The sequence below is a fragment of the Methylobacterium sp. E-065 genome (assembly GCF_022829605.1).
GTDB lineage: Bacteria > Pseudomonadota > Alphaproteobacteria > Rhizobiales > Beijerinckiaceae > Methylobacterium.
The window spans coordinates 1-12602 of the sequence record NZ_JAKSYD010000104.1 but is presented as its reverse complement, the minus strand read 5'-3'; the positions used below and the strand labels follow the sequence as shown (position 1 = coordinate 12602).

The following is a 12602-nucleotide window of genomic DNA, read 5'->3' as shown; positions in this document are numbered from 1 at the left end:
CGCAAGGTCGCAGCGAGTTCTGCTGCAGCCTCGGGGCCAAAGATGGCGGCGGCCTCGGCCACAAGCTCGTGGCGCTCAGTCTCGGCCATGTTGCTGTCGTCGGCAGGATCGTTCTCAGGGCCGGGACGGCGGGGATCGGTGTCGCGCCGGGTCATGCTGCATCGTCCTGCATGCTGGTGATCAAGCGGCGCAGCCCGACTTCGCCCGCCCGCTGATGATCGGGGTCGCGGGAGCCGAGTTGCCCGAGCATGTACGTGGCGACCCGGCGGTCGTGCAGCGTCACGGCGTCGATGTCGTCGGCGAGGATGCCGCGATGCTCGGCCACGCCGCGACCGGCGCGGATGACGTGAGCCGGGAAGGTCTCGCCGATCGCACGGACGGCGCCGGGGAAGGGGATGGGCTCTGGCATGGCGGATCCTTTCAAGCAGCTTCGCCAGTCCAGACGGCTTTGTCGTTGGCCCAGTCCTGACTGAAAGACTGCTTGTAGGCTTCGACGTTCTCGTATTCGCGGTCAACGTCCCAACAGCGACCATCCGGCCCAATCACCGCATAGTAGTCGCCTAAGGTCCCCTCAGGGGTAATCGGGTCGAGAAGCAGATTTGACGCGCCATCAAACCGGAAAGCGACAACGGGAAGAGTATCGTACTCAACGCCCCTATCCTTGTCCGACTGGCTGGGCGGAGTAGCGCGTACTGCCTGATAGCCGGGAGGCGCTGGGATGATGGCGGTCTGCCGATTGGCGATCCATTCAAGATCAGCGCTTATTGTCAGGGTTGCGCCGTTGGTGAAGTGGATGGTGCTGCGCGGCGTTCCGCGCGTTGAGGGCGCTGGCTCAATCCAGAGTACCTGATCGGTGTTGATGAGCCTGCTGCCGACGTTGATGAGCATGGTGGTCTCCTCTCAAGTGCGGGGACGGTTGATCGCGCCGTAGCTCGCGACCGTGTGACGGAGGTCGAGGCCGGCAAGGCTGTTCAGAGCAGTCAAAGCAAGCGGCAGATGCGCTGGGTCGCGCTCAGCGAGACGCAGATGCTCAGCGAGGGCGTTGCCGCGGGGGCCGAGCGTCAGATGCACAATGCTCCGCAGGCACCGGCATCGGGCCGCGCGCTCGGCATCGCTGATGGTAGGATCCCACGGACCCCAAGCGTCCCGGGCGGCGCTCATCGGTCGCCCTCTGCCGGACAAACCGGACAAACCGGATAAAATCCGAAATGTCCGCTGCGCCCGAACGGCTGGGTTAACCTTGCTTGCGGACCTTGATGCCGGGGCGACGGTGCTTGGCGCAGCGCCGGTTCAATGCGCTTGTTCCGCCAGCGGAACGCTTGGCCTCGAAAGGCTCCCCGCATTGCGCGCAGTGTGTCGTGAACACGTCGAGTTGCGACACCCGTCCGTCCAACCGTTGATAGGGTTCGGTCCGAGCGAGCCAGTACGCTTGCCCGGAAATCATGAAATCCGGCGGCCGGATCCCAAATCGGCTTGTCACGCTCAAATCTCCCTCCCTCGAAAATCAGCCCCGCGTGACAGGCGTGACAGCGGGAGCCCCCCTTTAGGGGGGTGCTCCGCATGTCACGGCGGATGTCACGGCAACGGGGGGCGTGACGTGCGTGACATTTGCCGCTTGTCACGCTTGTCACGGCTGTCACGCTCAGGCTCGCCATAGCCATTCCTCCCCGTTCCAAGCGGCGGTTCGGAACCCATGCTTCGGGCAGGCATCGAGCGCCCGCTTCAGGGCCTGCCGGACCCTCGTCTGAACCTTCGCGCCATCGTCCTCCTGCTCGTCCTCACCGGTCGCGTAGCGGCGCCGGAACTCGTCGCGGATCTCAGAGACGGTGATGGCCCTGACGGTCTCGCCAGCCCCGCGAACCTGCACCTCGCGGCCGTGGGTCAACAGCACCTCGTCAAAGGCTCCCTTGAGGGCGACGATCGGCAGCGGATCCTTCTGCGGGACCTTGCGGGTCGAGGGTGGTGGCTCGTCCAGCTTCGGCTCAACGACACACGCTCCGTAGGCGTCGCCGTCCTCGTCCGTGCCGAGCTGCACGAAGCGGAGCGCGAACGCTGCGATCGGCCCCTCCTCGGCCCAACGGCTCTTGGCGAGGTTGAGCGAGCGGGTCGTCACCTCGCCTGTGACTTGGTTGCGGTCGGCTAGGATGCTCAACACCGCATCTGCGCCGCCACGGTAAGCGGAGGATCCGCGCAGGCCGGTGTCTTCGGTCTTGCCGTAGTGGTGGATCGGCAGGACAAGGGCGCCGATCGGCTCGCCCAGCATCCGCATATGCCGGAGAACCTGTTGGGCCTCAGCGGCGTCGTTCTCGTCCTTCATGGCGAAGGCCGCGGCCATGGTGTCGATGGCGATCAGCCCAAGGCGGACCCCGAACTGCTCCCGCATTCGGGCGTCGATGGCGCGGATTTTCGGCTGAAGCGCCTTCACCTCCTCCACGTCGGCGAGGTTCGGCACCGCGCCCATCCAGGCTATCGGCAGCCGGTCTCCGTTCGGAAGAACAGCACGGGCGGCTTCAACGCGGGCAGCGAGCGTGCCGGCGCCCTCGGCCGCGAAGATCAGCGTGCCGACCCGCTCAACAACGCGGCGGCCGAAGAACGCATCGCCTGTACCTAGCGAGACCGCCAGATTGACGACGGTGAACGTCTTGCCTGCGCCGGACTGCCCGCCGAGCATCGCCACGCCCTCGGCGGGCAACAGGTTCTTGATGAGGTAGTGCGGCGGATCGGGCGGCGCGTCGCCGTCGAAGGTGAAGCCGAACAAGGCGGCATCAGCGCCTGGATCCGAGCCTACGGCACGGGGGCCGCCGAACCGCTTGCGGTCGTAGATCGTCTCGGATTGCTCCGGCCGCACCTTCATCGGGCCGTCTCCATCATCAGAGCATCGTTCAAATCAGAGCCGGTGCGGGGCGCTACGACATCGACTTCGCGCCCGGCCTCGGTCCAGCGGGTGCCGACTTCTTCGACGGCTTTCTCGCTGGGAGCGCCGGTCTCGGCGCAGATCGTCAGGGCCTCGATGCCCGACAGGACCGGGAAAGCTGCGATCCCACTGACGCTGCCTGCGGCCCATATCGGCACGAGACCTAGCGCCATGCCGGCCAGGGCGCTTTCGACGCCTTCGGCTAGGGCTAAGCCCATCGTCACCTCAGAGTCGTGAGTCAGCTTGATCGCGGCGCCGCCGGCCCGGCCGAGCATCTTCCTGCCGAGCTTTTCGCCGGTCATGGGGTCGAGGCGGGTGCGGTGCAGACCCACAACCTCATCCGTGGCAATGTCCCGGTAGGCGCAGAGCATCATCGGAACGCGCTCGGCCTCCCATGGGCCGGACGGGTGGAAGCGCATCGCGTGCCCGCAGACGGACGCCGGTAGATCCAGCTTCCGGTGCTGGTTCAGGTATCGCTCTACGAGGCTGCCCCGCGGATCCGGCTCGGCCTCGGCCCATATCCGGCGCACACGCTCGGCCTTGATCGCGGCTTCGGCTTCACGGGCGAGACGTTGCTGTTCGCGAGCGCGTTCCTGCCGGGCCAGTTCGCGTGGGTCAGCACGTTCCTCACGGTCACGAACGCGCTCTTCCCAGCGGGGCAGGCCGCATCGCTCGTCCACGTAATCGCGGAGCACCAGCGGGTCGTCGCCCGCGAAGCTCGTCACGATGTAGCCGTTGCGCGCGTCCGGATCTGGGAGCAGTCGGGCGGACATGTCGCCCGCCCGGTGCCCGATACCCTGGAAGGAGACGCCACCGCTGATGACGCGTCCGCCAGGGAGGCAAGACGCGGCGTGCTGTAGGTTCAGCATGCGCGGCGCACCTCCATGTCGAGGCGGTCGGTCATGACGGCGAGCTTGTCGGCTTGTCGGATCGACAAGTTTCCGTGCAGCCGAGCGACGTTGTTGAGGAACCCACGCTCCCATTCCGTCAGGTCCCACGGGCGGCTCCGGCAGAACGCGACACGGGCGCGGTGCTCGGCTTCCTGGCGGGGCGTGTAGGCCCTGCGGAAGGCGTAGACGTTGAACGGCGGGATTGGTGCGCCGGCGCACCGTTTCTCCCGCCGGCGGGAGAATTCGTCTGGCCTCACGTCAGCCTGTTCCGGCGCCGGAACAATCTTCTCGCCGGCGAGAAAATCCGCCGTCTGGATCGCGGCGGCGAGGTCGGTGAAGCCGAGACCGGCCCGGTCGAGGACGCGCCCGATCGCGCGAGCTGCGGCCAAGGCCTCGCCGTCGACAGAACTTCCCAGAGTGGGAACTATGCGACGGACCATGCTGGGGATCGGGCGCGCCTGCGTCATGCTCTGGCGCTCCAGTGATCAGTCACTGGGAAGGCCAGGGCAGCGACTGTGGCTGCTACGGCAGGGGTGAGACCTCGCTGAATGAGGCGATGCACTTGAAGGGCGCCGGGTGTTGCGGCATATCCATGAACGTCTGCCTGCGAAGCGACATTCACGGAGAGCCCGCCGGTGCCCACGCGCTGCGCGGGCTTTCTCATGTCTGGATGTCCTTGCTGAATGCGCCGGCCGCATCGGCGCGGAATGAGCGGCCCGCGGGGATCGCCCGCGGATGGCGGGATCAGGCTGCGACGGGGTCCGGCCGCTCCAGTTGAAGCAGTGCGCGGATCGGCGCGGTCGGGATGCGATAGGTCTTCCCGAACCGGATGGGCTTGACCGGAACGCCGGCGGCCAGCGCGCGGTAGGTCGCCCCGCGGCCCGTCCCAAAAATCCGTCCGTAGGTGTCTGGGTCGATGACGGCTTCCGTCATCACCTTCTCGATGTCGTCGGCTCTGCTGGCCGCCTCGGCTGACTGGGACATTGCCATACGCCTCCAATGCGCCCTGAAATGCACACCGATAACCGTAGACACCTGTCGACGGCTGCGCAAGATGGTTGCGCCCCGAATTGCACACCGATAAAGAATAGCGACGGAGAGGCCGCAATGAACACGATCGAGCACGACCAGCCGCGACGCCGCGGGCGCCCCGGGAAGGCGGCTGACGAGCGCAAGTCTGCGAACATGAAGTTCCGAACCCGCGAGGATCTACGTGAGAAGATCGAGGCCGCGGCAGCAGACGCAGGCAGATCGGCGAGTGAGGAGGTTGAGGCGCGGCTTCTGAACTCGTTCAATGTCGAGCCGCTGCATCACATGGTATTTGGCAATGGCGACGATGCGAGGCGTCTGATCACCAACATTTTGACCGCGATCAAGACCGTCCAGGATTACGAGAACCCGATTGATGTGAAGCTCGGCACCGTGGATTGGCGCGGGGAGGATCCTTTGAGCGATTTCACTCGCGCGGCGCTCAGAAACGCCTTCAGCGTCATCATCAGTCAAGCGCTTCCGCCACCTCGGGCCCCCGATCAACTTCCTTTCTCTGACGAGCAGCGGAAGGTGTATGAACGGGCGCTCAACCACATGAAGGCGTTCGGGATTGAGTTCGCCGAGCTTATTACCGGCCAGCGCCCAAATCTTGCCGAGGCGCTGAATTCCGCAGGCGACCCGGAACATTAAGTCATCAACAATCACAACCGAGCACAATTTGTCAGCTTAATCTGTATTACATAGCAACGCCTGCCGTGTTACTGTCGTTGACAGACACGGAGGCGTTCCATGGACAAGCAGCGGCTCAGTCGAACCCGAATTTTCCGCGCCGATCCCGCTCTGGATGCTGCGCTTGAGGCCGGCGCTGCCCGCGAAGGCGTGACGATCAGCACCTTCCTACGGGAGGCCCTGCGGTCGGCGCTCGGCGCGTCGAATGATCCGCGGCCTCCGTCGACTCCGGCCACTCCTGCCGTCGCTATGTCGATGGCGGCCTGAGATGGGCGACCTCCACCGCCTCCCGATCCGCGCCCCTCGGCCCGCGCCGCCGGACTGCTCGGCTATCCGCGCCTGGGAACTGCTGCGATCGGGTGCTCGGGCCACTCACGGCACGCTCGGCGAGCTTGTCGCGATGCTGGACGATGATGCCCCGCTCGCGGCCGTGCTGGCGCAGATCGACACCCTGAATGCTCAACTCGCTGCCTGCGGTTGCGCCGTGAGCTTCCTGCGGGAAGCCGGCACCCCGCCGGACGCCGCTTAGAGGAGCCGGCCATGGGCGGCGGACAGACCAGCACGCAGAACTCGACCCAGGTCTCGGACAAGACCCCATGGTCGCCTGCAATCCCGGGGCTGCAGTCGGCGCTCACCAACGCGCAGAACCTGTATCAGTCGGGCGTCGGCTCGCAGATCTACGGCGGCCAGCGGGTCGCGGATTTCAGCAACGACCAGTCTGCCGGGATCCAAAGCACCCGTGATCAGGCTGCGTCCGACAACGCGGGTGGCATTGGCACGAGCTATCTGCAGGGTCTGCTCGGATCCAACGGCATCAGCCCGACCACGCAACAGGGTCTCGGCATGCTGTCGGCCGTCCCGAACGTCGATACCTCCCGCCTTTCGGGGCTGGCGGATCAGATCGGTTCGGCGTCGAACCCGATCAATCAGACGGCCAACGCCTTCATGTCGGGGTCACGGGATCTGACGACGGTTCCGCAGTTGCAGGGTCTGTTCGACAAGTCGCAGCAGATGTCGGCGGCCGAGAAGAACCTGTCCGGCGTCGCCTCCGGCCAGTACCTCGACCCGACCACGAACCCTTATGTGCAGGCTCTCGTCCAGTCTTCGAACCAGAACGCCGCCAACGCGGTGAAGGAGGCCTACGCCAAGAGCGGGCGGTACGGCTCTGGCAACTTCCAGGGCGCGACCACCAAGGCGATCAACGACACCGACACCGCGTTGTACGCGAACCAGTACAACACGGAGGCTCAGCGGCAGCTCTCGGCCAACTCGCAGATCGATGCCGCGCGTCAGGCGGCCTCAAGCGCCGGCCTCGGCATCACCAACGCCATCTCGGGCGTGCAGTCGACGAACAACCAACAGCGCCTCGCGGGTGCCGGCCTCGGTCAAGCGCAGCAGGCGGCACAGGCCGGCGTGCTTGGACAGGTGCTGGGCGGCGATGAGTTTAATTCGTCTTTGGGGGTCCAGAAGGCCCAGGGCTTCATCGGCGCTGGGCAGCAGGGCGTCTCGGCTGCGAACCAGGCTGCGAGTCTCCTGCCGTCAGTCGACGCGCTCCGGTACGCGCCCGCCTCGAACCTGCTCCAGGTCGGCGGACTGCAGCAGCAGCAGAACCAGGCCAGCCTTGATGCGGCCCAGCAGTACTTCCAGGAGACCCAGCAGGTGCCGTGGCAGGCCCTGGGCCAGTACGCCTCGTACCCGCTCGCGATCGGCAGTCAGGGTGGCACGACGGTCTCGCAGGGCACCAGCCAGACCAAAACGAGCGGTCCCAGCGCCCTGCAGTCAATCCTAGGGATTGGGACCTCGCTTCTTGGTTTAGGAACTGGAGGTGGTGCCACAGTAGGCGGCGCGCTCCTCGGCGGCATGTTCGGCTCCGACGAGCGGATGAAGACCGATGTCCGTGAGGTCGGCGAGCTGCACGATGGCCAGAAGGTCTATTCGTACCGCTACGGCGACGAGCCCCGAACCCAGATCGGCCTGCTCGCCCAGGAGGTGGCGGACCACAAGCCCGGCGCCGTCGGCCCGATCGGTCTCGGCGACCTTCTCGGTGTCGATTACGCCAAGGCCACAGAGGACGCGGCCAAGAAGGGCAGCGGCGGCTCGTCGGCCCCTGTCGCACCCCCTGCCGGCGGATCCGAGCCGCGCCTGACGATGGTGATCCGCGGCATCCCCGGCTCGCATGCCGGTGAGACCGCGAACGGTCTGGGCGAGGCCATCATGGCCGCCCTGGATCCCGCCAGCGGTCGCTCTGGCGGTGCTCCGGCCGGCCTGCTCGCGCACGCCATGCAGTCGATGATCCCGCAGGAGCCTGAGCCGATCCGGCGCGAGCGCCCGAAACACCAGACCGGCGGCAAGCGCCGCGCGGCGGCTTGAGGGAGGGCGCCATGGATCACCTCGACGCTTCCGAACTTGTGCCGCCCGCCGTGCTCGCGGTCGATGACCCGCCGACGCCCCTGCAGGAGCAGATCGCGGCGGCTTGCGCCGAGTTGGCCGCCAGCTTCCGGAGCCTCCAGACGGTGAGCGGTCAGGCTGCGGCGCTGCTGGAGAATGGCACCGGCACGGCACACGACCTCGCTAGCCTCGTGCAGGTGTTTGAGCAGCTTCAGCTCCAGGCGGGCAACCGGCTCATGACCCTCGGCGCGATGTGCGGCTCCGCAGGGTCCGCCTGATGCGCAGCACCCTGATCCTTCTCCCGAACCCATGGACGCACCGATGAGCGCCGGTCTCTCCTTCGGGGCTCTCCCCGCATTCGCCGACCTGACACCGGATCAGCAGGCCGCAGTGATGCAGGCCATGCAGGGTCGTGGGCAACCTGCCGACGCCCCTGCGGTGGCGCCGACCAGTCTGCTCGGTCAGGTCGATCCGCAGACCACGGGGGCAATCCCAGATCGGGGCGGTCCGCCGGTAGCGATGAACGAGGGCGACACCCGCCGGCTTGAGGAGCAGATGGGCATGCGGGCGCCGAGCGGCGGGCAGCAGCCGGGCTCGCCCGATCAGCTCCTATTCGACCGCGCTGGCATGGGCGGTGGCCCCGGAGGCTTCACGGGCACTGCCGACCCGATGGGCTCGCGGATGGTGCCGACCCCGCCCCAGCGCCCCTCGGATGCCGACCTGCTGACCCCGCCGACGGTGACGGGCTCGGTGTCGGGCATGAACCCCGGCGCTCCGCGTGGGCAGCTCGTGGCGAACAGCGCCTATCATCCGAATAGCCCCGGGACGGATCAGGCTGCGCCTGGCTCTACGCCGACTGGCGGGTATCCTGGTGGCGCTGGTGAATTTGATCCGCTCACGGGGCAGCGCCTATCCGACCAGCCGCGCTCGCTCGGTACGCCACAGGGTGCTGTCTCGCCTGCAGGCGCGGCCGCGGCGACAGGTCAGGCCGGCGGTGCCGGTGCACAGCCTGGGTTCATGGATCGCTTCATCAACGGCCTGAACAGCCCGGATGGATCGAACTTCCTGCGCTCGCTCAGCATCGGCCTGCTGACCCAGCGTGGTATTGGACCGGCGGTCGGAGCTGCGATGCAGCACTACGACAGCAGCCAGGCCGGCTCGCTCAAGAACCAGCTCGAACAAATCAAATTCATGCAGGAGCAGCAAGGCCAGCAGGACACCTACAACCACCTCGTCAACAATCTGAAGCTCGACCCGACCGCGGCCCGGGCAGCGATGCGCAACCCGACGCTGCTGTCGAATGTGCTGACGGCATCCAAGCCCAATTTCGTGACAGTCGGCGGCAACGTCTACGACGCCAGCAAGAATGGCGGCGCGATCGGGCCGAGCAATCTCGTCGGTCCTGCGAACGGCCCGCCGGCCGGCTACCGGCTCGGTGCCGATGGGCAGAGCTTGGAATACATCCCGGGCGGCGATGCCGACCCCGCCGTGAAGGAGCGCAATGCCAAGGCGGTCGCCACCGATAAGGAGCAGACCCCGCTGCTCGACATCGACGCTCGCCGCAAGGTCGGCATCCCCGACAACGACACCCGGGCGGCGTGGGCCGACCCGAACGGCAAGGTCACGTTCAACGACGGGCCGCCGCCGCTCGCCGCGCGCCCGGGGCAGACCTTCTACGACCGCGGCACACTCAAGCCGATCCTCACGGCTCCGGCCGCCAAGCCGGACGGGTTCGACACCGAGACCAAGCTGCGGGGCGAGTTCTCCAAGCAGCTCGGCACCTTCGCGGACGTGCACGACGGCTACGGTCGGCTGATCGCGGCCACGAAGCAGCGGCAGGAGAACCCCGGCTCCGTCTCGCCGGCCTCCGACATCTCCCTGGTGTTCGGGTACATGAAGATGCTGGATCCTGGCTCGGTCGTCCGGGAGGGCGAGTACGCCACGGCCAAGAACGCGGCCGGCGTGCCCGATCGGGTGGTGAACGCCTACAACAAGGCGCTGAACGGCGAATTCCTATCCGACACGCAGCGCAAGGATTTCCTGGGACAGGCGTCCGAGCTGTACAGCACCGCCCGCAAGACCGCCGAGGGCGTGGCCGAGCGCTATCGCAACCTTGCCACCTCCTACGGGGCCGACCCGGGCCGCTCGGTCTACCTGCCGGAAGCCCCGACCCCGCCCAAGCTCGGCCAGCAGGGTCAGACGACACAGACCACGGCACCGGCGGCTCGCTATCAGCAGCTTCGCCAGGGTGGTCTGTCCGCAGCCGACGCTCATTCCCGTATGCTGCAGGAGGGGTTCTGATGGCCGACATTGAGGCGTTCGACCCCGAGGCTTTTGCCGCGTTCAAGTCGCAGGCATCGGGCGCGCAGGCTGCCCCCGTCGAGGCGTTCGACCCCGATGCCTACGCGGCATTCAAGGTCCAGCAGTCCCGCCCCGCACCAGAGCCGAGCCAGGCACAGCAGCTCGCGGCGGCGAAAGCCGCTACGGCCAGCCCCTACGTCGAGGGCGGCTTACCCGACATGCCGAGCAGCGAGGATCTGCATCGGCAGGGTGCGGGCGTACCGACCAGCCTGTACGCAGGCGCCAGCAGCGCCATGGACAGCATCCCCGTGGTTGGGCCAATGCTGACGGGCGCCAGCGACCGCCTTGCTGCCGGCATCCGCTCCTATCGGGACGGGACAGCCTACGGCGACGAGCTGAAGCGGATCCAGGATTACGATGCGGGCGCCAAGGCGGTGCACCCCGTCGCCAGCACAGTCGGCGGCGTGGCTGGCGGCATCGCGGGCACGGCCCCGATGATTATGGCGGCACCGGCCCTGTTCGGGGCGGGCGAGGCGGCGCTCCCGGCGCGGCTGCTGGCCTCCACGGTTTCGGGCAGCGTTCTCGGTGGTGCTGATGCTGCGGTTCGGACTGGGGGCGACCCTATCGCGAGTCGAAATGGAGCCTTGGTCGGGGGTGGGTTAGGCGTAGCAGCTCCCGTCTTAGGTGCCGCAGTTGGGGCAGGCGTGCGCAGGGCTGGCGAGTTCGCGGCTGGGCGCCTCGCCCCCACCGCAGGGTTCGGATCTGCTGCGGCTGGTAAGCTGGCCGACGACGTGGCGGCCTCTGGCGGTGCTGATGCCGTGCGCGCCCGATTGGGCGACCTCGGCACGCCTGCCATGCTCATGGACGCCTCGCCGGCCTTCACTGGCCGGGCGCAGGGCCTCGCCGTCGAGCCAGCCACCCGCGGCGCCATCGTCACGCCGCTAGAGACCCGCGCGACCGGTGCGAACGCTCGGATCCGTGGCGATGTGGATCAAACGCTCGGCCCTGCCGCTGAACCCGCCATGGTAGAGGCTGCTCGGCAGCAGAGCTACGACGCCACGGTGCCGCCGCTCTACCGGCAGGCGACCGGCCAGCCCGTACAGGTCGACACCAGCAACGTGCTCGGGATGGTGCGCGACCTGCGCAGCCAGGAGAAGGGGCCGGCGGCCGACGCACTCGATCGCGCCTGGAACCTGCTGCATCACGACGGCGACGTGCCTGGCGTCGGGCGCGCCATGATCCCGGATCGCCGGCCGGAAGCCCTCCACAACGCCAAAGAAGCGTTGGACGCCTCGATCGCGCAGGCCCAGGGTCAGATGGGCAGCGCGGCGGCCAGCACGGTCAACCGGCTGGGGCAGGTCCGTGGCGCCCTGAACGATACCCTTGAGGCGCAGGTGCCGGGGTATCGAGATGCCAACCAGACGGCGCAGCAGTACTTCGCGGGCCGGGATGCCTTCGCGCGAGGGCAGACGCTGTTGAGCGGCGGGCGGGATGCTGTCCGGCCGGGGCAGCTCGCGGCCGATACCGCCGGCATGTCGCCGATGGAAATTTTCATGCAGCGCACGGGGCTGCGCTCCGAGGTCGATCGCCATCTCGGCACGACGCTCAACGACCGGGTGGCCCTGCAGCGTGACCTGATGGGCGAGGGCGATTTCAACCGGGCGCGCATGGCGACGGTGTTCGGCGAGGAGTCGACGCAGCGGCTCGCCAACACGGTTGGGCGCGAGGCGCAGTTTGATCGGACCTACAACGACGTGGTGCGCGGCAGCCAGACGGCTCAGCGCGCCGCCTCGGCCAGGGACATCGCCCCGCGCGAGGTGTCGGCGGGTTCAACCGACGTGCTGCCGGGGCTGGCGACGATCCTCGGCGGCGCCGATGCGGGAGCGAGCGCCCTGGCGACCAAGGCTGGCATGGGCGGTTTGAAACTCGCTACCAGCGCGGCCGGTCGGCAAGCGGATCTCGCCCGCAACCAGCAGCTCGCGCGAGCTGTGACTATGGAGCACGGCGACGCGCTCAACGCCCTATTGGACGCCATCGAGCGGCGCGGGCGGATGATGCAGCAGGTCGGCGGCTACGGGAACGCGGCGGCTGTCGGGACGCAGGCCGGGACGATCTCACAGGCTGACCGGGCTCGGGGCTACCTGCCGTCTAGGCTGCCTGCCCTGCCCTTCGTAGGACGATGACCCCGCCAAGCGAGGTAGCCGCCGATGATCCAGAAGCTGACAATCCCGATCCAGATGCCGGCTTCCCCGATCTTGCTGGAAAGCCAGTCTCCAAAAATCGGTACGCTCGTGTTGAGAACTGCGCTGACCACGGCCATGCCGGCGGCGAACAGCAAGAGGGTGGCGACGATTTCAAACCATCGGGGCATGTCCGAGAATGTGGCCCCG

General features: G+C 67.4%; 16 protein-coding genes. 9 read left to right on the top strand and 7 right to left on the bottom strand.

Annotated features, from left to right (window positions below; all coding sequences use genetic code 11):
- Window positions 1-151: 151 nt before the first annotated feature.
- The 5 genes from MKK84_RS11430 to MKK84_RS11410 form a co-directional block, all read right to left on the bottom strand.
- Window positions 152-409: a hypothetical protein gene (locus MKK84_RS11430; protein ID WP_243919787.1), complete on the bottom strand. Its 258-nt coding sequence runs from the start codon at window positions 407-409 to the stop codon at window positions 152-154.
- Between the two features lie 11 nt (window positions 410-420).
- Window positions 421-888, bottom strand: a complete 468-nt coding sequence (locus tag MKK84_RS11425; protein WP_243919786.1) for a hypothetical protein — start codon at window positions 886-888, stop codon at window positions 421-423.
- A gap of 12 nt (window positions 889-900) precedes the next feature.
- On the bottom strand, window positions 901-1071 hold the full coding sequence (locus MKK84_RS11420; protein WP_243919784.1) for a hypothetical protein: 171 nt from the start codon (window positions 1069-1071) through the stop codon (window positions 901-903).
- A 571-nt stretch (window positions 1072-1642) separates the two neighbouring features.
- Complete coding sequence (locus tag MKK84_RS11415) at window positions 1643-2854, bottom strand: ATP-binding protein (RefSeq protein ID WP_243919782.1); 1212 nt, start codon at window positions 2852-2854, stop codon at window positions 1643-1645.
- Window positions 2851-3288 (bottom strand): toprim domain-containing protein, encoded by a 438-nt coding sequence (locus tag MKK84_RS11410; RefSeq protein WP_243919780.1) that lies wholly within the window; start codon window positions 3286-3288, stop codon window positions 2851-2853. The genes MKK84_RS11415 and MKK84_RS11410 overlap by 4 nt, the downstream gene beginning before the upstream one ends.
- Window positions 3289-3372: 84 nt before the next feature.
- Between MKK84_RS11410 and MKK84_RS11405 the strand changes: the two genes are divergently transcribed.
- Entirely contained in the window at window positions 3373-3774 is a 402-nt protein-coding gene (locus MKK84_RS11405) for a hypothetical protein (protein ID WP_243919779.1), read from the top strand.
- A gap of 2 nt (window positions 3775-3776) precedes the next feature.
- Here MKK84_RS11405 and MKK84_RS11400 read toward each other — a convergent pair whose 3' ends face one another.
- Both MKK84_RS11400 and MKK84_RS11395 read right to left on the bottom strand, forming a co-directional pair.
- Window positions 3777-4193 carry a hypothetical protein gene (locus tag MKK84_RS11400; protein ID WP_243919778.1) on the bottom strand — a complete coding sequence of 139 codons (417 nt, stop codon included), beginning with the start codon at window positions 4191-4193 and terminating at the stop codon, window positions 3777-3779.
- A 355-nt stretch (window positions 4194-4548) separates the two neighbouring features.
- Window positions 4549-4788: a DNA-binding protein gene (locus MKK84_RS11395; RefSeq protein WP_243919777.1), complete on the bottom strand. Its 240-nt coding sequence runs from the start codon at window positions 4786-4788 to the stop codon at window positions 4549-4551.
- Between the two features lie 123 nt (window positions 4789-4911).
- Between MKK84_RS11395 and MKK84_RS11390 the strand changes: the two genes are divergently transcribed.
- The 8 genes from MKK84_RS11390 to MKK84_RS11355 all read left to right on the top strand — a co-directional run.
- On the top strand, window positions 4912-5484 hold the full coding sequence (locus MKK84_RS11390; RefSeq protein WP_243919776.1) for a hypothetical protein: 573 nt from the start codon (window positions 4912-4914) through the stop codon (window positions 5482-5484).
- 99 nt (window positions 5485-5583) lie between these two features.
- A complete protein-coding gene (locus tag MKK84_RS11385) occupies window positions 5584-5790 on the top strand; it encodes a ribbon-helix-helix protein, CopG family (protein ID WP_243919775.1) in 207 nt (68 codons plus the stop codon).
- A 1-nt stretch (window position 5791) separates the two neighbouring features.
- Window positions 5792-6052: a hypothetical protein gene (locus MKK84_RS11380; protein ID WP_243919774.1), complete on the top strand. Its 261-nt coding sequence runs from the start codon at window positions 5792-5794 to the stop codon at window positions 6050-6052.
- Window positions 6053-6063: 11 nt separating this feature from the next.
- On the top strand, window positions 6064-7893 hold the full coding sequence (locus tag MKK84_RS11375) for a tail fiber domain-containing protein (protein WP_243919773.1): 1830 nt from the start codon (window positions 6064-6066) through the stop codon (window positions 7891-7893).
- Window positions 7894-7904: 11 nt separating this feature from the next.
- Window positions 7905-8189: a hypothetical protein gene (locus MKK84_RS11370; protein ID WP_243919772.1), complete on the top strand. Its 285-nt coding sequence runs from the start codon at window positions 7905-7907 to the stop codon at window positions 8187-8189.
- A gap of 43 nt (window positions 8190-8232) precedes the next feature.
- Complete coding sequence (locus MKK84_RS11365) at window positions 8233-10212, top strand: hypothetical protein (RefSeq protein ID WP_243919770.1); 1980 nt, start codon at window positions 8233-8235, stop codon at window positions 10210-10212.
- Window positions 10212-12395 (top strand): hypothetical protein, encoded by a 2184-nt coding sequence (locus MKK84_RS11360; protein WP_243919768.1) that lies wholly within the window; start codon window positions 10212-10214, stop codon window positions 12393-12395. Before MKK84_RS11365 ends, MKK84_RS11360 begins: the two co-directional genes overlap by 1 nt.
- Window positions 12396-12419: 24 nt before the next feature.
- The coding region (locus tag MKK84_RS11355) for a hypothetical protein (protein ID WP_243919766.1) at window positions 12420-12602 on the top strand (183 nt) is incomplete at its 3' end.

Bases quoted from the DNA above. Each gene is read 5' to 3' on its own strand.
- MKK84_RS11395 (WP_243919777.1), bottom strand. From the start codon at position 4,788: ATGTCCCAGTCAGCCGAGGCGGCCAGCAGAGCCGACGACATCGAGAAG.
- MKK84_RS11425 (WP_243919786.1), bottom strand. From the start codon at position 888: ATGCTCATCAACGTCGGCAGCAGGCTCATCAACACCGATCAGGTACTC.
- MKK84_RS11430 (WP_243919787.1), bottom strand. From the start codon at position 409: ATGCCAGAGCCCATCCCCTTCCCCGGCGCCGTCCGTGCGATCGGCGAG.
- MKK84_RS11375 (WP_243919773.1), top strand. From the start codon at position 6,064: ATGGGCGGCGGACAGACCAGCACGCAGAACTCGACCCAGGTCTCGGAC.
- MKK84_RS11380 (WP_243919774.1), top strand. From the start codon at position 5,792: ATGGGCGACCTCCACCGCCTCCCGATCCGCGCCCCTCGGCCCGCGCCG.
- MKK84_RS11360 (WP_243919768.1), top strand. From the start codon at position 10,212: ATGGCCGACATTGAGGCGTTCGACCCCGAGGCTTTTGCCGCGTTCAAG.
- MKK84_RS11410 (WP_243919780.1), bottom strand. From the start codon at position 3,288: ATGATGCTCTGCGCCTACCGGGACATTGCCACGGATGAGGTTGTGGGT.
- MKK84_RS11390 (WP_243919776.1), top strand. From the start codon at position 4,912: ATGAACACGATCGAGCACGACCAGCCGCGACGCCGCGGGCGCCCCGGG.
- MKK84_RS11370 (WP_243919772.1), top strand. From the start codon at position 7,905: ATGGATCACCTCGACGCTTCCGAACTTGTGCCGCCCGCCGTGCTCGCG.
- MKK84_RS11415 (WP_243919782.1), bottom strand. From the start codon at position 2,854: ATGAAGGTGCGGCCGGAGCAATCCGAGACGATCTACGACCGCAAGCGG.
- MKK84_RS11385 (WP_243919775.1), top strand. From the start codon at position 5,584: ATGGACAAGCAGCGGCTCAGTCGAACCCGAATTTTCCGCGCCGATCCC.
- MKK84_RS11365 (WP_243919770.1), top strand. From the start codon at position 8,233: ATGAGCGCCGGTCTCTCCTTCGGGGCTCTCCCCGCATTCGCCGACCTG.